This is a genomic window from Sphingobacterium sp. UME9 (assembly GCF_014170215.1).
In the GTDB taxonomy this organism is placed as follows: Bacteria; Bacteroidota; Bacteroidia; order Sphingobacteriales; family Sphingobacteriaceae; genus Sphingobacterium; species Sphingobacterium paramultivorum.
In genome coordinates, this window is the sequence record NZ_LZZP01000012.1 from 15,880 (window position 1) to 36,336 (window position 20,457).

Annotated in this window: 13 protein-coding genes and 1 tRNA gene; 7 read left to right on the plus strand and 7 right to left on the minus strand. The window is 40.3% G+C overall.

Features of this window, described 5'->3' with window-relative positions:
- Positions 1-7: 7 nt before the first annotated feature.
- A tRNA-Thr gene (locus tag A9970_RS17605) sits at positions 8-80 on the minus strand.
- Positions 81-406: 326 nt separating this feature from the next.
- Between A9970_RS17605 and A9970_RS17610 the strand changes: the two genes are divergently transcribed.
- Positions 407-1,570 carry a BamA/TamA family outer membrane protein gene (locus tag A9970_RS17610; RefSeq protein WP_182983236.1) on the plus strand — a complete coding sequence of 388 codons (1,164 nt, stop codon included), beginning with the start codon at positions 407-409 and terminating at the stop codon, positions 1,568-1,570.
- A gap of 195 nt (positions 1,571-1,765) precedes the next feature.
- Here the strand turns inward: A9970_RS17610 and A9970_RS17615 are convergent, their stop codons facing one another.
- The 6 genes from A9970_RS17615 to A9970_RS17640 form a co-directional block, all read right to left on the minus strand.
- On the minus strand, positions 1,766-2,332 hold the full coding sequence (locus A9970_RS17615; protein WP_182983237.1) for a hypothetical protein: 567 nt from the start codon (positions 2,330-2,332) through the stop codon (positions 1,766-1,768).
- Between the two features lie 34 nt (positions 2,333-2,366).
- Positions 2,367-3,686 carry a PAS domain-containing sensor histidine kinase gene (locus A9970_RS17620; protein WP_159730437.1) on the minus strand — a complete coding sequence of 440 codons (1,320 nt, stop codon included), beginning with the start codon at positions 3,684-3,686 and terminating at the stop codon, positions 2,367-2,369.
- Between the two features lie 3 nt (positions 3,687-3,689).
- Positions 3,690-5,051, minus strand: a complete 1,362-nt coding sequence (locus A9970_RS17625) for a sigma-54 dependent transcriptional regulator (RefSeq protein WP_153847181.1) — start codon at positions 5,049-5,051, stop codon at positions 3,690-3,692.
- A 32-nt stretch (positions 5,052-5,083) separates the two neighbouring features.
- Positions 5,084-6,466: a TolC family protein gene (locus A9970_RS17630; RefSeq protein WP_182983238.1), complete on the minus strand. Its 1,383-nt coding sequence runs from the start codon at positions 6,464-6,466 to the stop codon at positions 5,084-5,086.
- A gap of 389 nt (positions 6,467-6,855) precedes the next feature.
- Positions 6,856-7,836, minus strand: coding sequence for an IS3 family transposase (locus tag A9970_RS17635; protein ID WP_182983239.1), 981 nt, complete (start codon positions 7,834-7,836; stop codon positions 6,856-6,858).
- Positions 7,833-8,210 (minus strand): transposase, encoded by a 378-nt coding sequence (locus A9970_RS17640; RefSeq protein ID WP_182983240.1) that lies wholly within the window; start codon positions 8,208-8,210, stop codon positions 7,833-7,835. Before A9970_RS17640 ends, A9970_RS17635 begins: the two co-directional genes overlap by 4 nt.
- Positions 8,211-8,578: 368 nt before the next feature.
- On the opposite strand from A9970_RS17640, the gene A9970_RS17645 reads away from it, so the two are divergent.
- From A9970_RS17645 to A9970_RS17670, 6 genes are all read left to right on the plus strand, one after another.
- Positions 8,579-9,832: an efflux RND transporter periplasmic adaptor subunit gene (locus A9970_RS17645; protein ID WP_153847183.1), complete on the plus strand. Its 1,254-nt coding sequence runs from the start codon at positions 8,579-8,581 to the stop codon at positions 9,830-9,832.
- Positions 9,833-9,913: 81 nt separating this feature from the next.
- A complete protein-coding gene (locus A9970_RS17650) occupies positions 9,914-12,289 on the plus strand; it encodes an ABC transporter permease (RefSeq protein WP_182983241.1) in 2,376 nt (791 codons plus the stop codon).
- Between the two features lie 30 nt (positions 12,290-12,319).
- Positions 12,320-14,686, plus strand: a complete 2,367-nt coding sequence (locus tag A9970_RS17655) for an ABC transporter permease (protein ID WP_182983242.1) — start codon at positions 12,320-12,322, stop codon at positions 14,684-14,686.
- Between the two features lie 91 nt (positions 14,687-14,777).
- On the plus strand, positions 14,778-15,455 hold the full coding sequence (locus A9970_RS17660; RefSeq protein WP_046672289.1) for an ABC transporter ATP-binding protein: 678 nt from the start codon (positions 14,778-14,780) through the stop codon (positions 15,453-15,455).
- 44 nt (positions 15,456-15,499) lie between these two features.
- A complete protein-coding gene (locus A9970_RS17665) occupies positions 15,500-17,905 on the plus strand; it encodes an ABC transporter permease (protein WP_182983243.1) in 2,406 nt (801 codons plus the stop codon).
- A 133-nt stretch (positions 17,906-18,038) separates the two neighbouring features.
- Positions 18,039-20,414 carry an ABC transporter permease gene (locus A9970_RS17670; protein ID WP_182983244.1) on the plus strand — a complete coding sequence of 792 codons (2,376 nt, stop codon included), beginning with the start codon at positions 18,039-18,041 and terminating at the stop codon, positions 20,412-20,414.
- Positions 20,415-20,457 lie beyond the last annotated feature (43 nt).

The window sequence follows — 20,457 nt, forward strand, 5'->3', positions numbered from 1 at the left end:
CATTTAGAGCCTCTTATCGGAATCGAACCAATGACCTACTGATTACAAGTCAGTTGCTCTACCAGCTGAGCTAAAGAGGCTTCTAATATCTTTATTTAAACTTACATTCTATCAACGTCTGACTAAGTATTTCTACCTTTTCAGCGAGTGCAAATATCGAATTTACTTTTGATTTCTGCAAGTTTATTTTTTATTTTTTTTCATTTAAAGAACTAAGCAAACTTTCGTTGTTTTGAACCGTTGTTCCCTTGTTTGCTGATGCAAAGATAGACACAAAACTCACTTTACAAAAATATTTGTCAAAAAAAAAAGACAGTTTTTGGCAATTATACTGATATGCAGCACAATAATTTTTCATTGCATATTTACCTGTTTTGGTTATTTGGCTAATATACTATCTTTGGGCATGCAAATTTTACCGCAATCACTTTCAAAACTTACCCGATACTCCGTACTATTTACGGTACTTTTAATGGGATCGGCCGAATTGAAAGCTCAAAATATTATTCAAAAATTGAGTAAAAAATTTCTTTCCTCTGAAAGAGATTCTACACGTTCCGGTAGTTTTATGGTTTTACCGGCCGTTGGTTATGCGCAGGAAACAGGCGTCGAATATGGCCTGGCAAGCGCTTATAATTTTTATCTGGACAAATCTGATCCCAAAATCCGCACCTCCACTGTCATGGTCATGGGAACCTTTACATCCAATAGTCAGTCCAACTTCAAACTGCAGACCGATCTTTGGACTAAAAACAACGACTACCATCTGATTAGTGAAATACGCTACCGTAATTGGCCCTTTAACTATTATGGTGTCGGTATGGACACTTGGAAAGCCGATGAAGAACGCATTGATCAAAAATTATTTCGCGTCAAACTCGAAGCCGAGAAAAAAATCAGCAACAACCTGTATTCGGGTATCAACATTCAATACGATAACTTCACGATTCGTAGCGATAGTGCAGATCGCATTTTTAATCATTCCGATCTTATTGGAAAGCATGGCGGACAACAGCTACTCGTAGGTCTTTCGCAATTGTTTGACAATAGGGACAACGTTTCTTATACAACAAAGGGGTATTATGCTAAATTGCGGCTGGCCTATGCTCCAAAGTTATGGACAAGTACTGATTTTACGGGGGCAAACCTCGATGTGGATCTCCGTGGCTTTATTCCTCTGCACAACCAAGTCACGCTGGCCCTGCAAGGAATCTTTCGTTCCACATTTGGAAAAACAGTCCCATTTTACAACTACCGTGAACTCGGTGGAGACATGATGATGCGCGGTTATTACCTCGGGCGATATCGTGACAAGAATTACCTTGCCTCGCAGGCTGAACTACGTTATCGCTTTCATCCACGCTTTGGTATTGTTGGTTTCTCAGGGCTCGGGTCGACCTTTTCCAAGGAAAATAGCAGCCGATATGTCGCAAGTTATGGTGGTGGTTTACGCTACTTCTTTAGTCTCGAACACAATAGCAGCATACGCTTTGATTATTCTTTTGGTGAACAAAGACCCGGAGAAAAAAGACAGTCGGGTTTCTATCTATCCTTAAGTGAAGCTTTTTAATAAACAAGAGCATCCATATATTTATGGATGCTCTTGTTTATTCTTGTCTAATGGCATCCACCTTTTCCTTTTTCCCCTCCTCTCCAATTCCCTCAACTTCAGATAAAATACTTGATGCCCAACGGAACGCGGTAGATGACTGACCATCGACAGTCAAAAAGAGGTCGGAACAGCAGCCTAAATCGGAACAGAAGCCTAAAATCGAATCAGAAAATTCTCTTTTCGCTGTTCTTTTCTAAAGTAAACCAACCCAATTCGGTATAGATCTATCGTAACTACACTATGATCATCCTCCTTCAGCTTATTCCAATAGGCTTCCCTTTTCGCTGATAAATGGGGCTCGTTTATAATTAATAAATCTCGATCGCCAACATTTTCCAAAAAATTCAGGTCGAGATCATCCAGATCAATATAATAAATATGTCGATACGCATAGCTTCCGCATTGGTCCTGTAAAAGTTTCTTATAACTTTCAAGCGGACGATCGGCCCAATAGCTAAAATTGTCGTAAGCAAATGTCCTTAATAATCGATCGATTAATGCGTACTTTTTCTGTTCTACCTTGCTCTCATTTTGAATAGTTTGCGGTAATTCTGAAATGCTCGCTTTGGATGTCTTTTGATAGATCACTTCGTCTACCAATTTATAAACAAAAGGAGAATGGGTCCCATGGCGACTATGGGATACAAAATAATGCCGCCAATACTTAAGCATGTAGTTCATTTCGCTGCAAACATCGCTAAATTTTATGATTTTCCACATGGAACATCGGGTTTTAGTTTGCAGGAATGCCCCCTTAAAACTGGAGAACAAAAACACTCCCTTCTCCTTCCGTACTATTGAGGAAAATAGTTCCCTTGTGCAAAAGCATGATCTGTTTGCTTAGGGTCAAGCCGACCCCTGTACCCGTTTTCTTTGTTGTAAAAAATGGCGTAAAGATCTGTTCCTGAAGATCGGCAGGAATTCCTGCCCCGTTATCTTCAATCCGAATCTGCACCTTTCCGTCTACTTCAAGAGCAGATAAACTAATATAGGCTTCTTCCCTATTTTTAACCGCATCTATTGCATTCAACATTAAGTTAATAATAACCTGCTCGATCAAATTGACATCGGCAGATAAGATTAGCCGTGTATTTTTCAGAATAATATCGACATCAATATTTTTCTGGATCAAGGTTGGTTCAAGCAGCTGATAGATATGTTCAAATAACTGCGAAATTTGGATCGGCGCTAACTGAGGCTGATCGACTTTATTGATCATACGATAACTCTTCGCAAAATGTAAAAGTCCTTCGCTACGGCGTTTGATGGTGGAAATACCTGTTTTTAGATCATCAATATCTTCAGCTCCTTTAAAATGGTCCAAACGACCGTTTAAGGTTTCAGCAAGTGAGCTGATCGGGGCAATGGAATTCATGATTTCATGCGTTAGTACACGTAATAACTTGTGCCATGCCTTCGTCTCAGTCTCATCAATTGCTTCGTTGATATTTTGGTACACCACAATGCGAAACAAGGCGTCCTGTGTCTCAAAGCTTGAGCTCTGAATCAATAATTTTATTTTTCCTTTACTTGATTGAATGGACTCCATCTGTTGCTGTCCGTTTTCAAGTAACATGGTTTTTTCATAAAGATCATTGTTTTTTTTCTTCAGTCCCGTGATGTTTCCAAGGTGTGGCAAATGAAACAGCTGTTTGAAAGCCTCATTCACCCACATGACCTTACCACTATCCATCTCATAAAAGATAATCGCCGAATTCAGCATATTGATCACACGATCCAGGTATTGGTGCTGAATCTCCTGCTTAATGCTGATCTCCTTATATGTTTCGTTGATCTGATTAAAGGCCAGAAAAAGCTGCCCCTCTACTGACTTTGTATTTTTCACCAAGAAACGTCTGGTAAAGTCGCGGTATTTGACCGCTTCGGAAAATTCAATCAGTTGCCTGGCCAAAAAATTATACTGTGCATATAGGTTAAAACCCAGGTATAGCATCATACAAAAGATCAAAGCCGCCTGTACATATTCCCTTTTAAGCAGCAAATAAGCGCTCGCAAGTGCCGCTACCAGCAGTAATATAACCTTGATTGCATTTAAGATTTTTCCGTGCCTCATCGACTAAATATCATATTTCTCCAAACGTCTATAAAGCGCCGCCCTGGTAAGCCCTAATTCTTTTGCTGCTTTACTGATATTTCCGTTATACCGCTCAATCGCCGATTTGATTGCTTTACGTTCCAATTCTTCCAGATTTTGACTGCTGGGACTGGATTCGACAACGCTGTTATCCATTTGCTGTTCTATTGGCGAGAAAAAGAGATCATTTCCGGCAATACTGAGCTGATCAGCCATAATTACGGCACGTTCGATGCTGTATTGGAGTTCTCGGACGTTGCCCGGGAAATGATATGCACACATTTTTTTAACCGCATCCGGTTCAAAGCCTTCAATCCGCTTATTGTATTTCTTCGAATAGATATCGAGAAAATGATCAGCCAATAGCTTGATATCCTCTCCTCGCTCACGCAAAGGCGGCACCTGAATTTCCACGGTATTGATCCGATAAATTAAGTCTTTTCGAAAACGACTTTCATCTGCGAGCTGTTTCAACGGAACATTAGTTGCTGAGATTAAGCGTATATCCACCGAGATTGGTTGATAGGAACCCAACGGTGTCACTTGTCTATTCTGCAGTACGGTTAACAATTTAGCCTGTTGCTGCAAAGAGATATTGCCAATTTCATCGAGGAACAATGTCCCCCCGTTTGCAGCTTCGAATCGACCTTGGCGGTCTTCACGGGCATCTGTAAATGCGCCCTTCTTATAACCGAAAAGCTCGCTTTCAAATAATGTTTCTGTCAACGCCCCGACATCAACCTTAACATAGGTCCGGTCTGAACGTAAGGATCTTCGCTGAATGGCTTGAGCAATCAGGTCTTTCCCGGTCCCATTTTCACCTAATATTAATATATTGGCATCTGTAGGTGCAATTTTCTCCAATTTATATTGCAGTTCGTCCATAACAATGGAATTACCAATCAAATCAGGACTATTCGCACTACTGAGCAAGGAACTTTTGCTTTTCTTTTCTTTATTTTTTGATTCAGCAAGAGCGCTTTCGATCGTTGCCAATAATTGCTCATTTTCCCAAGGTTTCACGACAAAATCTGATGCTCCCTGTTTCAGCGATTTTACAGCGAGATCAACAGCTCCATAAGCCGTAATCATAATGACGTGTACCTGTGGAAACTTTTCTTTGATCCGAGACAACCAATATAATCCTTCATTACCGGTATTAATCGTACTTTTAAAATTCATATCTAAAAGCACCAGATCGTAAGGTGTCTTCTCCAGATGTGCTATTAGGTTCTCCGGATTGGGTTCAACTTGAATATGACTAACTTTAGGTTTAAGCAAGATTCTTGCCGCAGTTAATAAATCCTGGTCATCATCAACGACTAAAATAGATGCTTTTTTCATACTTCCTGACTTCATTGAAGATACTAAGATAACTATAAATTCAACGAGCCTGCGTAATAATCATTGATATATTTTTGCAGCAGCCATTCATACTGTTTGACGACCAATTGAATCTGGCTATTGTCGAATTTCGTTTTTGCGGTCAAAAATATCACTGAATTACTATTTCCCAATTCGAATACTACTTTGGCAATACGAAAAGATTCCGCATAATTTTCATTCTGACTACGCAATTGTGTAATCATATTGCTTGCGTTCTGCAAGTTAAAAACCGCATTGGACGTCGCCGACCGTAAAACATTTTGTTGGATCTCTTTTTGAAATCTAGCCGTCTGCAAATCTAGTTTTGCCAAGCGGACGTTGTTATAAACCTGCAAATGATTAAAAATCGGAACAGAAAGATTGAGAGAAATATACTTTCCTACGTTATTACGCATTTGTGACCAATACGTTCCTTGAATCCCCAATTTAGAATAATTTGATCCTAAACCAGCGCTCAGGCTCAAGGACGGATAATAGTATGATTTCGCAATCTTAATATCCCGCTCCGCCACTTTGATCCGATAATCCAGCGCCTGTATATCCGGCAATTGATCAACAGCCATTTCATAGAGCTGTTTCGCATCCAGTCGCTGCCCGCTCTCTTTTATTCCAAGGTTATCCAATTCGCCCAATTGATTTTCATCCATATTTAATAAGGCAGCAAGTTTCACCCGGCTACTGTATAGTAACTGACGATTATTTTCAATCGTGTTAACATCATTTGCCAGTTGTCCTTTCAAATCAAAGTAATCCCCAGGATTAATTGCGCCTTCCTTATGCATGCTCTCCGCACGTCTGACCTGTTCTCGGGTAACCTCAGTCTGCATTTCTGATTGCCGCAATATGTCCTGAGCAGTCAAACTTTGGATATAAGCGGTAATAACGTCCAGTTTTAAAGCATTAATCTGTGTATCAAAAGTCAATTTACCGGCAGTCTTTGCATCAGCACGCATCCGGATATCGTGAAATAAACGGAACCCTCTAAATATTGGAAGGCTTGCGCCCAAAGAAAAATTCCCTGTTGAGTTGTTTGATGAAATATATTGAAGGGTCGAATTATCCTGAGATCTTCCTGATGTTAGGCTATGCTGTAAGCTTGCGTCAACATCGGGAAGTCTATTCGCTTTAGCCTGTGCTAAATTCACTTCCGCACGCCTCACATCGAGTTCATTCTGCAATAAGGTTGGATTGGCCTTTATTGCCAACTGAATACACTCAGCTAAGCTCCGCTTGGCAATTTGTTTATCGTCTACCGCTGCAATTGTTGCTGTCCCCGTTACTCTTTCTGTTAGTCGCTGCTCCGTCTGTTGCGCCCCTGCCTTGGCATAACTCAATAAAAAGCATAATGTACTATATATATAGACTCTCTTCATATCCATTTTTTATTTTGTTGCTGACCATCGCCATGCCAAACAACAAAAACACTAACTATCAAATAGATACAAAAAACATATTTTCAAAAATGTTCATTAATGAACAGTCGGTGTGCGTAGTTGGACAATAGCAAAGACAAACTGTATAAATAGAAGAATAATTCAAATCAAATTCGACATTTATTCTTCTATTCAATGGATATAAGTCGGAGCTTGTTCGGATTTTTTTCGGTTACAACCGAAGAAGCTCCGAAGAAGTTCCGACTAAGTACCGAACAAGCACCGAGTAAACAACGAAAGTAATATAGTTAAATCCTAAATGTCTTATACTGAAATAGGTTTACATATACCGAACAGATTACTATATAGATTTTACATTCTATTTTTTTCTACTGGATATAGTTGTCATTGTCTGTTTTCTTACTATTATCAGTTGTCCGTTCCCTGACCACAGTTTCCCTGGTTTTACTGCGGAACTTTTTTGACTCAGCGTTACGTCTTTGAAACACTTTGGGAGTTTTTTGGTTCTGCCATTCCAGATGTGCCTGTTGGGGAGACATCATATTGCAGGACATATGTGGTCTAAAATGATTGTATATATTGACTGCTTTGACCAGCTGTGCAAGTGCCGTTTTATAGTCCGGGAAAGTTTCGGCCATTCGATATTCGTTTTTTAGGATGCCATTTAACCTTTCTGCCACGGCATTGTCATATGGGCTCCCGGATTGCGTCATGCTTATTGCGATCCCATTTTCCTGCAATATAGTGACATAATTTGTGCTGCAATATTGGATGCCCCGATCCGAGTGGTGGGTCAGACTGCTCTGCGGGTAGATTCGATGTGATATGGCCATCCTGAGCGCTGATATACAGGCCTGGGCTGTTGGTCTGTGGGTAAGTTTGTAGCCCACGATCTTTCGGGAATAGGCGTCTGTGACCAGGCACAGGTAGATCCATTTGTCCCGGATGCGGATGTAGGTGATGTCACTTACCCATATCTGCTCGGGACGCAGGGCCTGCCTGCGCTGCACAAGGTCGGGCCACTTTTTGAAACGGTGGTCGGATTGGGTGGTGATGGCATACCTGCGTTTGCATTTGACCAAAAGGTCATTCTCACGTAACAGCCTGAAAAAAGCGTCCCTTCCCAGTCCGGTCATCGCGCTGCCCATTTCTTTGGCCAATATGCTGCGGAGTTTAAGGGTACCCATACGATGGGAGTCCTTCCGAATTTCACGTACCCGCGCCAACACAAGACCACTGCGAACGGAATATTCCTGCTCTCTGCCCATATATTTATAGTAGGATTGCCTTGTTCTGCCAAATAGTCCACAAAGTTTGGAGACCGAAACATTCTGGTAACACGACTTCATTTCTTGGACGATTTGGCCCCAGACTTTTTTACAAAATCAGCCCCATGGAGCTCCTCCGCTTTTTTGATCAGCATCTCCAGGGCAGTAATTTTGAGGTTCGCCTGGAAGAGTTCATCCCTGAGATCCTGCTCATTTTTCAACCCGGTATCTTCTGACTCCACAGCCTGGGGAACTTCCAGCTCCAGATTGCTTTCCCACTGCTGGTACCATTTCATAAAATACCGCGGAGTGGCTTCCCCCGGAAGATTGTACTTCTGGGCAAGTTGCGAATAACTCAGCTTGCCCGCAAGGTATTCTCTGGAAACGAGGATTTTGAAGCTATCGCTGTAAACTTGCTGTCCCCCTGATTTACGTTTTGTCATACGCTTTTTCATAATATTAAATTTAAGATTTTAATATTCGGTTTTTGTAAACCTTTTTCAGGAATGGACAAAATTTTAACAGACCACTTTTACCAACCTTTTGGACCGATCGGTCAATATAGCTACTTACCTAATTTGCCCCAACAGAGTAGCCTTTGCCCCACCGGAACTAATGTGCTTCACGGCAGCCAGATTATATTTGTTAAAAGCGCTTCAGTTGACGCCCTAAACAGCAAAAAACTTCCAGTTGTACGCCTTCGTACAAGAAGTGTCCGCTATCGAACACCAAGCTTCAAACTAAACAAAATAAGAATCTATCAATCAATAAATTACATTCTTGGCACAGCTTTCATAGTTATATACAAAATTGATATTAAATTATGGACAGACCTTTAGAAAAGAAGAAGTGGAATAGCAAACGTATCATGACTATTGTGGGGGTTGCTGGCTTAGTTGGATTGATCAGCGCCAGTTTCTATTTTACCTCCGGCAAAAGCAAACTGAATGTTGAAGCTGACCGCATCTCTATCGTCGAAATAAAAAATGGAAACTTTCAGGAATTTATCCCTATAAATGGCACTGTGCTTCCTATTAGCAGCATATACCTCGATGCTTCTGTTGGTGGACGCGTAGAAGAAAAGTTTGTAGAAGATGGCACTATCTTAAAAAAAGGGGATGCAATCATGCGTCTTTCCAATACCGATCAGGAGCTTACCTTGGTACAACAAGAAACGCAAGTGCTGAATCTATTGACACAGTCCCAAATAGCGCAGACCAATGCACAACAAGCATCGATTAACAACCGCAACCAAATGGCTGATGTAGAACAAGCCTACCGAGAAGCTGAACGTATCTATACCTTAAATAGAAAATTACTCGCTGAAAAAGCCATTGGTACACAAGAGTTCGAAAAATCAAAGAACGATTATAACTATCAAAAAGAACGGGTCAACTTGACCAAACAGATCCTAAAACAGGACGAAATCTCTAATGCGCAAAAAACTAATCAGGATAAGCAAACTTATCAACGTACACAGAGCGCATTGGAACTGATGAAAAGAAAAATTGGTGATCTGATCGTTAGAGCACCTGTTGACGGACAATTGACAGCCTTCGATGCAGAAATCGGACAAAACAAAAACGCCGGGGAACGGTTGGGACAAATCGACGTCTTGACAGGATTCAAAGTGCGTGCTGATATTGACGAACATTATATCAACCGTATTTTCCCAGATCTGCAAGGTGAATTTTCTATCGGTGAAAAAACCTACAAACTCCGTATCAAGAAAGTCTATACACAGGTCACCAATGGTCGATTCCAGGTTGACATGGAATTTATCAATGATGTTCCAAAAGGGATCCGTCGTGGACAAACTTTACAGATACGTTTAGCGTTAAGTGACGAGACAAAAGCATTATTACTGGCAAAAGGAGGATTCTATCAACAGACCGGTGGTAACTGGATCTTCAAATTGGATAAAAATGGAAGCACAGCATATCGTGTCGATATCCAATTAGGGCGACAGAATCCGGAATATTATGAGGTTATCAAAGGTCTACAACCGGGGGATAAAGTTATCGTATCGAGCTATGAGACCTACGATAAGGTTCAAGAGTTGAATATTAAAAAGTAACATCATATAGCGGTTATCGAAGAGACTTGATTAAGTGCATCAAATCTTTTTGATAACCGCTATGATCCTATTCAAAGAACAATGATAAAGAACGCGATCAAAACTGGAATTCGTTCCTTGCTTACAAACAAGAAGTTTACACTTCTGAATATTGCCGGACTAAGTATTAGTCTAACAGTGGTTATTGTCATTGCACTTTGGATCACGGATGAATTGTCCTTTAATAAGGTCTTCAATAATGCGAATCGAGTCTATGAACTGTCGACAAACTTCGATAAGGAAAATGACCAATTCGTTCATGCTGCACCACCGCCAATTGCGCTATATGGAAAATTAAAAATTCCCGCAATACAAGAGGCGTGTCGCATAAGTGCTGGGCAGGACATACAGTTCAATAAAGATGAACTGATGGCCAGCGAACATGGGGTGTATGTTGACAGTACCTTTAACAAGGTATTCGATGCTAGTACAGAATCATTGACTCCCGAAAAGTTATTCCAAGGAAAACAGTCAATCGTTATTACAGAAAAGATTGCCAATAAATATTTTAAAAATGAAAATCCATTAGGACAAACGCTCTATTTAGAAGTCGACCCTATTCTGAAAACTGGTAAACAGCCTTTTCTAATTACAGCAGTCATCAAAGACTTCCCTAGCAATAGTTCCATTAAGGCTGATTATCTATTACCATTTGAACTACTGGCCAGTCTATCCAAAGAGCCTCTGGATGAAAAATGGGGCAATTTTCAATATTACATTTATTTTTTGCTAAAGCCAGGGGCCAATCCGGATCAGGTGGCACAGCAGCTTACCGCCATCCAAAAAGACAATTTTCAAGGAAATCCGCTGTATACTAAATTTGCATTCTTCCTACAGAAAATAACACAAACAAATCTATATACTCCTAAAGGTGGTGACAGCGGTATGCAGTCCGTTTATATATTTGCAGTCATTGCCTTTGTTATCTTACTAGTTGCCTGTATCAATTATGTCAATTTGGTTACGGCCCGAGTTACAAAAAGAATAAAGGAAATCAGTATTCGTAAAATTATTGGCGCTAAGAGAAGTCATCTTTTTCTTCAATATCTGACCGAGTCTGCGGTGCTGTTTTTGATTTCATTAGGTATTGCTACCCTACTCGCTTATCTAGCGATCCCATTTTTTAATGTGATCGCTGAAAAAAACATTCAATTCAGCCTTCTTTCGTCCGAACTGTGGTTTATCTTTCTACTCACCTTTATAACAACTGTACTAATTGCAGGAATCTACCCTGCTGTACTTTTCTCAAGCAACAAGGTGTTGAGCCAGCTAAAAAATAACAGCACACTATTTGGCAACAAAAATAATCTACGAAAAGGACTTGTTGTCCTACAATTCTGCTGCACAGTTATACTCATTATCACCACTTTTATTTTTGAGAAACAACTGCGTTATATGCGTCACAAGGATTTAGGATACAATAAAGAAAATGTCTTTCTATTTGAACAGAAAAACTTTTTGCCACATTATGAAGCAATCCGAAACGAACTACAGCATCAACAGGGTATTTTAGGAGTTACCGCCGCCAGCAACGACATCAGTAACATCGGATCTGAAACCGCCGACATTAATTGGGATGGAAAAGACCAACTGCAGTCTAATTTTTTCATTAGACGCGTTGCTATTGATCCAAACTTCACTTCTGTTTTAGACATCAAATTAGCCGAAGGAGCCGGTTTTACAAAAAATCCTTCCGATAGCAGTCATGCGCTACTGAATGAAACTGCAATTAAACAAATGGGCTTAAAAAATCCCATTGGTAAAACCATTACTTTTCAGGGAAAAACACTGACCATTGTGGGTGTCATGAGGGATTTTAATTTTAATGACCTAAAAACAGCTATAAAACCTTGCATCTTTTTTTCCGGTATGGGCTATGCACTTGGTGGAATGTATATCAAGACCAGTCCAGGACATGAAGAACAGGCACTTGCTGCCGTCCAAAAGCTATGGAACAAATACAACCCCCAATCAACCTTCAATTATTCCTTTATGGATGAATCTTTTGATAAAATGTATAAAAAGGATATAATCCATGGAAAGCTTGTTCAGTTATTTGCCGCTATAACCATTTTACTTTCATGTATCGGATTATCCGGGCTCGTATTGTTCAGCACAGAATCTAAACTGAAAGAAATTGGAATCCGTAAAACCCTAGGTGCATCGAAACGGGATATTGTTATGATGATCGGTAGAGATTATATGATCCCAGTGATCGTATCCTTCCTTATTGCTTTTCCAATTTCCTGGCTGATTATTTCCAAGTGGCTTGACAATTATGTTTACCGCACATCAATAGATCCTTGGGTTTTCTTATTAGCGGCGATAACAACTATTTTATTGGTTGTTCTTACAGCCGGTTCAGTTTCGCTCAAAGCGGCAATGGTCAACCCTACAAAAATTTTAAGAGACGAATAGAGTAATAAAATAAATAATACAAGATATACGATGATTAAAAACTTTATTAAAACCGCACTTCGTAACCTTTGGAAAACCAAAGGGTACAGCTTTCTCAATATTTTTGGACTGGCGGTCGGGATTGCTGCGGCATCGTTGATTTTTTTATGGGTTGAAAATCAGTTGAGCTTCAACGATAATTTCGCCAACAAAAAGGATATCTACATTGTCAAATCAAAACAGACATACGATGGTGCCACCTATGTTTTCGAATCAACACCTGGACCATTTGCCCAGAGCGTAGAAAAAGAAATTCCCGGCATCAAGCATGCCGTTCGCATTAGCTGGAATTCGCCAATGCTGTTTTCCGTCGGAGACAATAATATATTTCAAAATGGTGTATATGCCGATGGAAGCATCGCCGATGTGCTATCCCTAGCATTTCTTGAAGGAGATCGAAAGACTGCATTTGATCAAGTCAATAACATTGTATTATCAGAAACTGCAGCGAAGAAATTATTTGGCAACCGTCCTGCATTGGGAAAAACTGTCAAAACAAACAATAGTGAACCATTTATTGTTGCAGGGGTAATCAAGGACCTACCCAAAAATAGCAGCTATGATTTTCAATGGCTCATCCCTTTCAAAAAATTTGAAGCTGGTCAGGATTTTCTAAAAAATTGGGGGAACAATAGTGTTCAAACGCTAGTTCAGGTCGAAGATAATGCCAACGTCGATCAGATTAACAAGCAGATGATGGATTTCGTCAAACACAAGACCAATGGTGAAGTCACTTTCTCACAGAATTTTCTCTATCCAATGGAACGTTGGATTACCTACAATCAGTTTGATAACAGTGGTATTGAAAAAGAAGGTGGCATTAAAAATATTCGTCTATTTACCTTCATTGCATGGGTTGTCTTACTGATCGCCTGTATCAATTTCATGAATCTTGCAACTGCAAGATCTGAAAAAAGAGCAAAAGAAGTTGGGATGCGCAAAGTGGTTGGTGCAAGTCGCAAATCGCTCATTATGCAATTCTTGGGAGAATCCCTTGTGTTGGCAATTATCTCCTCTCTTGTTGCCATATTACTAATCTATATCTTCATCAGGCCGTTCAACACCATGATAGGCCAGGATCTTCAGGTTAATCTTTTGGCCCCCTCACACCTGCTATTTTTAACGACAATAACATTAGCATGTGGATTATTTGCAGGTAGCTATCCCGCATTTTTCCTTTCTGCATTCAAGCCGCTTTCAACGATCAAAGGGGCGAAACAGAAGGCCGGTAGTGGAAGTCTCGTCCGTAAAGGGTTGGTCATCCTGCAATATACAGCCTCAGTTGTATTAATTATTTGTACCATTATTATCTACCAACAGATTCAGCACAACAAGAACAGGGATCTCGGATTTGATAAGAGCCAGGTGTTGACTACAGCGCTACAAGGCGATATGGCCAAACATCTGCCGCTCATTAAAAATCAATTATTGGCAACAGGAGTTGTTCAAGAAGTCGGTGTCAGTGACATGAGTATCCTCAATATCAACTCCAATACGTCCGGTTTTAGCTGGGATGGAAAAGATCCAAATGCCAGTATTTTGATTGGTATGTTACGTTCTGATGAGGGTCTTATTCCAGCTTTGGATTTAAAACTTTTTGACGGTAGAAACTTCCATCAAAATTTTGCGGGTGATAGCACCTCGGTTGTCATCAACGAAGCATTTGCAAAACTGATCAAAAAAGATGGCCTTGTTGCCGGTAACATCATCAGTTACGGTGAGGAAAAATTCACCATCGCCGGTGTCGTCAAGAACTTCGTTTATAACAATGTGTATGCCGATCCTGAGCCGATGCTGTTTCTACCAATGAATAGAGATAATGGGATCATGACCATCAAGACAAAGGCTGGAGTAGATTTACCAGATGCCATTCAACAAATCGAGAAGGTCATCGTCAAAAATAACCCTGGCTTCCCTTTTGATTACAAATTTTTGGATGATAGCTTCAACAATAAATTTAAAGCCGAGCTTTTCGTACAGCAACTATCCAGTGTATTTGCACTGATGTCCATCATTATCTCCTGCTTAGGTCTATTTGGTTTAGCCGCCTTTGCAACTGAGCAACGCGCAAAAGAGATCAGCATCCGTAAAGTCTTGGGCGCCTCTGTTTCGGGACTTATCCAAATGCTCAACCGTGAATTTGTCATTCTTGTAGCGATCTCATGTATCATTGCTTTTCCTATTGCGTGGATGATCATGAGCAAATGGCTAACTAATTATGCACATCATATCGATATTTCCTGGACCATTTTTATCATCAGTGGTCTGACAGCTATTATCATTGCCCTATTGACAATCAGTTCACAGGCATTTAAAGCAGCGATAGCCAATCCGACAAAGACTTTAAGAGATCAATAAACAATAAAAAAGAATTTAATAACAGAAACAGTAACTGTCCAAAGCAATTTCGCCAAGGATACAAAACATAAAAACCATGAGCACAAAAAATATGATCAAAATCACAAATCTTCAAAAGTATTACCGCACAGAAGAAGTTGAAACCGTCGCATTAAACAACCTCAATATCCATGTCAAAGAGGGAGAGTTTGTTGCTGTAATGGGGCCTTCGGGCTGTGGGAAATCGACTTTACTCAATATCATTGGTCTATTGGATGATTTGGATGAAGGAAGCTATCTGTTCAACGAGATTGAAGTTGCCAAATTCAAAGAACGCGGTCGCTCAGATCTTCGCAAACATAACATTGGTTTTGTATTTCAGAGCTTCAATTTGATCGATGAACTGACCGTATTTGAAAACGTGGAACTTCCACTGGTTTATACCAATGTTCCAGCAGCAGAACGCAAAAAACGTGTAGAAGAGGTTTTGGAAAAAGTGCAGATCATGCACCGTCGCAATCACTTTCCACAACAGCTGTCCGGAGGTCAACAGCAACGTGTGGCTGTCGCTCGTGCGGTTGTCAATAATCCCAAACTGATCCTTGCCGATGAGCCTACGGGTAACCTCGATTCCAATAACGGTAACGAAGTTATGCAACTCCTGACTGAATTGAACGAAGCCGGCACAACCATCGTCATGGTAACACACAGTGAGCACGATGCAAAATTCTCTGACCGTGTAATCCGCATGCTAGACGGACAAGTGATTATGGAAACAACTTCGGTATAAGACAACTCATATATAACCAAGATATTACTCCTAATAACCTATAGATGATGAGCACGATTAAATTAATTTTCAGACAACTATGGCGCAACCGTCTTTTCACATTTTTAAATGTATTTGGGCTTGCCATCGGAATAAGTGCCTGTTGGCTAATTTTCCGTATCGTCAATTATGAATTTAGTTTTGACCAGCATCATCCAGAAAGTGAGCAGATTTACAAGGTCCATACCTCCTATGAGGAAAAGGATAAATTAGATCATTTCGATGGTGTTCCCGCACCATTACCGGCATATATCAAGGATAACTTTGTCAATGTTGAACTGACAGTACCCATCTTTAAACAATACTTCGAGCGTGTCAGTAATAATGGCGGCGCGCAGAAAATAGAGTTTGAAGATCAGCCCGAAATCATCGGTACCACGGGAGACTATTTCAAAATGACACCTTATGTTTGGTTAGCTGGCGACCAAAGGAATATACTAAAAAATAGCCATGAAGTCATCCTGACAGAATCGCGGGCTAAATTGTATTTCCCAAACACGTCAATAGACCAAATCATAGGACAGACCTTATCCTATGATAGTACATTGTACAATGTCGCCGGTATTGTAAAAGATCTAGCTCATCCAAGCAGCTTTTTGGGTAAAGAATTTATCCGGATTCCAGAACAGGAATGGAATAGCACAAACTGGAACAATTCAAATTCCAATTGGCAGCTCTTTATTAAGGTAAAATCATCGGCTTCCCTTCCTAACCTCATAAAGACAGCCGACAAAAAGGCGTATGAGATGACACATGCTGAATTTGACAAGTTTGGATTTAAAATGCATGTAAATACAGTTCCTTTAAAAAACTTACATTTTACTTCTTACGCGCAAAATAATGTTGATCAGAAAATAATGTACGGTCTTATCGGCATAGGTATATTTTTGCTCTTACTCGCCTGTGTCAATTACATCAATCTCGCTACAGCCCAAATCCCACAACGCGCCAAGGAAATTGGTATCAGAAAGACATTGGGAGAAAGCCAGAAAAGAATTACAAAGTCCTTTCTGCTAGAAACATTTTGCATTACGGCTTTTTCGGTGCTTTTATCTTGGCCTTTACTTATTCTCATTCAAACAGTTTTAGCAGCATATATTCCCGATCAGCTCAAGTTGTATCCAGATCCCTGGGGCGTATCGCTATTTTTAGCAACACTTACAATTACGATTACCTTAATTTCCGCTGGTTATCCGATCTTATTGACAAACAAAGTCAAGATTGTTGAAGTCATTAAAATCTCGAATGCGCAAAGTCTTAAATTTGGCAATCTTTCTTTTCGAAAAATGCTCATTGTTTTTCAATTTTTGATTGCCCAGCTATTTGTTATTTCAACTTGCATCATTGGTCTGCAGTTGAAACACGCACTACAGAATAACTCCGGCTTCGATAAGGATGCGATCATTACCCTACGTTTCCCGAGTAAAAGTTATCAGGACAGTAATGTTGATCCTTTTGTTTTCAAACAAGCGATTAAGCACATCACAGGTGTAGAGCAGGCTTCCTTGGGGCATCTGCCCATGAGTAACGACCATTGGGGAAATGCCTTGTTTGCGAAAAGTGATACGGGACAGGTACAAGCCGATGTACAAATGAAATTTGTCGACCAAGATAACTTTAAGCTCTATAATTTTAAAATGCTTGCTGGCCGCCCGCTGCAATTGGCCGATACGAGCACAGGCATCGTGTTAAACTTAGCCAGCGTTCAAAAATTAGGTTTTAAATCTGCTGAAAATGCTGTAGGGAGCTTTGTTACGTATACAGACAAACAGCGGCAGATTGTGGGCGTAACTGACAATTTTCACACAAAAAATCTCCATGCAGCCATTCAACCTGTTGTCATGCTGAGTTCCATTAAAAAATGGGAATTAAACAGACTAAGTGTCAAACTCAACAATAATTCAACTACCTGGCCGGAAACTTTAAAACAGATTGAGAAAGAATGGAAAAAATATTATCCAAAAGCCCCATTCAAATATGATTTCTATGATCAGCAAATCAAAGAACTCTATAGCAGTGATCTAAAATTCTCGAAGATCATCAATCTATTTACATCAACGACGATTCTCATCAGCTGCTTGGGCTTGATCGGCCTGGTTACCATCACTACAGTACAACGCACAAAAGAAATTGGTATTCGAAAAGTGTTGGGAAGCACGGTACTGGGGATTATTGGATTATTATCAAAAGATTATATCAAACTTATACTCATTTCTATTTTGATCGCTACCCCAATTGCCTGGTGGGCGATGCACAAATGGCTAGATGATTTTGCTTATAAGATAGAACTATCCTGGTGGATGTTTATCATTCCAGCTGCCGCAACCCTACTTATTGCATTTTTTACAATGAGCTACCAATCCATAAAAGCGGCACGTGCAAATCCCGTAAATAGCTTAAGAGATGAATAAAATAGTCAAGAAGCTCAATAGTGATCAAGGAGAATGATGGGAATCAGCGATGATCCCAGCATAATCCTTGTTTTGAATAATGCGCTGCAAAGAATGACTAAACAATAGAATTAATCAAAAAAAGCCTATCACCATGATAAAGAATTATTTAATAACTGCCATTAGAGAATTAAGGAAACGGAAATTCTATACTGCTATCAATATATTAGGTCTGTCGGTCAGTCTTACGGCAGCGATATTAATTATTTTCTGGGTACAGGACGAAAAGAGCTTTGATAAATTCCATCCAGATTTTGAACAGATCTACAAAGTCAATTCTCATTTGGATCCCGAGCACAACGGTTCGATATGGGGGACATCTCCCGGGCCGATAGGAAACTATGCACAAAATGTACCGGAGGTAGATTACGCAACGCGAGTTTCACAGGATTACAGTACCACATTGGTCAATGACAAACTGAAACGTCCGGTAACTGATATGAACATCTATTATGTAGATGGTAATTTTTTCAAGATGTTTCATTTTCCATTGCAAGAGGGCTCTCTCTCAGGTTTTCAGGAAAATTATAAGCAGGCACTGATCACTGCTTCAACAGCCGAGAAACTTTTTAGTACGCAAAAAGCCATTGGAAAAACTTTCCGTTACCAAAAAGATCTCTTCACTGTAGCGGGTATCCTAAACGATATTCCACAAAACTCCTCGATGCAATTCGATGTAGTTATTCCACTGGGTTATCATGCACAGCGGTTTACAAACTGGGGCGGTAACGGTAAATGGAAAACTATAGATGAAGATATGGGTAACTATAGTTTTTCAACTTATATTAAAGTCAAACCTCATGCTTCTGCCGCACTTATTGGAAAATCGGTCACAGACACTTATACCAAAGCCCGCGACGGTGAAAACTCGACTATATTTGTTTTAGATCCACTCAAAACCATGCATTTAATCGCTCCTGACGGAAATAAATCGACGCTTCGCATGGTTCAGATTTTTGGGATCATTGCAATATTACTTCTGGTGATCGGTGCGGTAAATTATGTCAATCTGAGTACTGCAAGAGCGTTGGATCGGGCGAAAGATGTCGGTATCCGTAAAATAATCGGCGCTAACCGTCTCCATTTATTCCTACAATTTATCACAGAAACTGTTGTTGTATTTCTTTGTTCATTACTGATCGCTTTCATCCTTATAGTGATTCTTCATACCGGATATAATCAGATCGCACAAAAATCAATCAGCCTATCTTTCCATAATACGACGATATGGCTGTATATTGGGGCTGCAATTATAGGCACATTGGGACTGTCCAGTATATATCCTGCGATACAGCTTTCCTCATTCAATCCCATTCATTCGTTAAAAGGAAAATCAGTAAAAGGTATTTCCTCTAATACCATGCGTAAAATATTGGTGGTTTTCCAGTTTACGCTCTCCGTGACCCTTATTGTATGTACATTGGTGATCCGAAACCAATTGGCTTTTATCCAGAAGATCAACCTCGGCTATGACAGAGACCATGTGCTAACCCTAGGCCTTCCAGAGGAAGCCTACAAACATATGGACGCGATACGTGCCGAACTCAAAAGCAACAATGCCATACAGGCGGTCTCTCTATCCGGTGTTTACAACATGACAGATTTCGGAAATGCCACGGGCGATATCGATTGGCCCGGCAAGTCCAAAGACAACAAACTCATTGTTGCTCAAGCGACCATCGATAAGGATTTTATTCCCTTGATGAACATGCAATTCCTCGAAGGAAAAAACTTTAGCGGCATGCCGGTTGATTCGTCCGGCTATATAATCAACGAGACCTTGGCGAAACAAATGGGATTAAAACCGCCGTACGTAGGATCCAATATGAGTTTCCACGATTTCCCTGGGCAAATTATCGGTGTTGTGAAAGACTTTCACTTCAAATCCATCAAAGATAAAATAGGGCCAATGGTCTTCTGGACGCGCTGGGGATCAGGCACACTTTATGTTAAAACGAGTACGACAAAAGCCCCTGAGGCCATTAAAGCTTTAGAAAAGATCTATAACCGATATCCGTCAGATGCTCCTTTTAACTACACCTTTATTGATCAGCAATTTGATAATCTATATAAATCCGAGCAGCGCACAGGTTTGTTGTTCAATATTTTCGCTGGCATCGCCATTTTTATATCTGCTTTAGGTCTGTTTGCGTTGGCAACTCACGAAGCGCAAATGCGTGTAAAGGAAATCGGCATCCGTAAAGTTCTTGGAGCTAGCACCTTTGGAGTCGTCCGGCTATTGGGGAAAAATTTCGTGATACTCGTCTCCATTTCCATTCTGATTGCCTGCCCTATTGCAGTTTACCTAATGAAACAATGGTTAAGCAATTTTGCCTATAAAACAGATCTCGACGTGCTAACATTTGTCTTCGGTGGTATCCTGGCCTTGCTGATCGCCATTTTCACCGTCAGCTACCAGGCTGTTCGGGCAGCTTTATCCAATCCCGTAGATAGTTTACGAGACGAATAAAAAGAAAAATACAGTAAAAGTGGATTAAACATATTGATACACT

Excerpts from the sequence above, each read along its gene's own strand:
- A9970_RS17610 (WP_182983236.1), top strand. The coding sequence starts at position 407 with ATGCAAATTTTACCGCAATCACTTTCAAAACTTACCCGATACTCCGTA.
- A9970_RS17615 (WP_182983237.1), bottom strand. The coding sequence starts at position 2,332 with ATGTGGAAAATCATAAAATTTAGCGATGTTTGCAGCGAAATGAACTAC.
- A9970_RS17620 (WP_159730437.1), bottom strand. The coding sequence starts at position 3,686 with ATGAGGCACGGAAAAATCTTAAATGCAATCAAGGTTATATTACTGCTG.
- A9970_RS17625 (WP_153847181.1), bottom strand. The coding sequence starts at position 5,051 with ATGAAAAAAGCATCTATTTTAGTCGTTGATGATGACCAGGATTTATTA.
- A9970_RS17630 (WP_182983238.1), bottom strand. The coding sequence starts at position 6,466 with ATGAAGAGAGTCTATATATATAGTACATTATGCTTTTTATTGAGTTAT.
- A9970_RS17635 (WP_182983239.1), bottom strand. The coding sequence starts at position 7,836 with ATGAAGTCGTGTTACCAGAATGTTTCGGTCTCCAAACTTTGTGGACTA.
- A9970_RS17640 (WP_182983240.1), bottom strand. The coding sequence starts at position 8,210 with ATGAAAAAGCGTATGACAAAACGTAAATCAGGGGGACAGCAAGTTTAC.
- A9970_RS17645 (WP_153847183.1), top strand. The coding sequence starts at position 8,579 with ATGGACAGACCTTTAGAAAAGAAGAAGTGGAATAGCAAACGTATCATG.
- A9970_RS17650 (WP_182983241.1), top strand. The coding sequence starts at position 9,914 with ATGATAAAGAACGCGATCAAAACTGGAATTCGTTCCTTGCTTACAAAC.
- A9970_RS17655 (WP_182983242.1), top strand. The coding sequence starts at position 12,320 with ATGATTAAAAACTTTATTAAAACCGCACTTCGTAACCTTTGGAAAACC.
- A9970_RS17660 (WP_046672289.1), top strand. The coding sequence starts at position 14,778 with ATGATCAAAATCACAAATCTTCAAAAGTATTACCGCACAGAAGAAGTT.
- A9970_RS17665 (WP_182983243.1), top strand. The coding sequence starts at position 15,500 with ATGATGAGCACGATTAAATTAATTTTCAGACAACTATGGCGCAACCGT.
- A9970_RS17670 (WP_182983244.1), top strand. The coding sequence starts at position 18,039 with ATGATAAAGAATTATTTAATAACTGCCATTAGAGAATTAAGGAAACGG.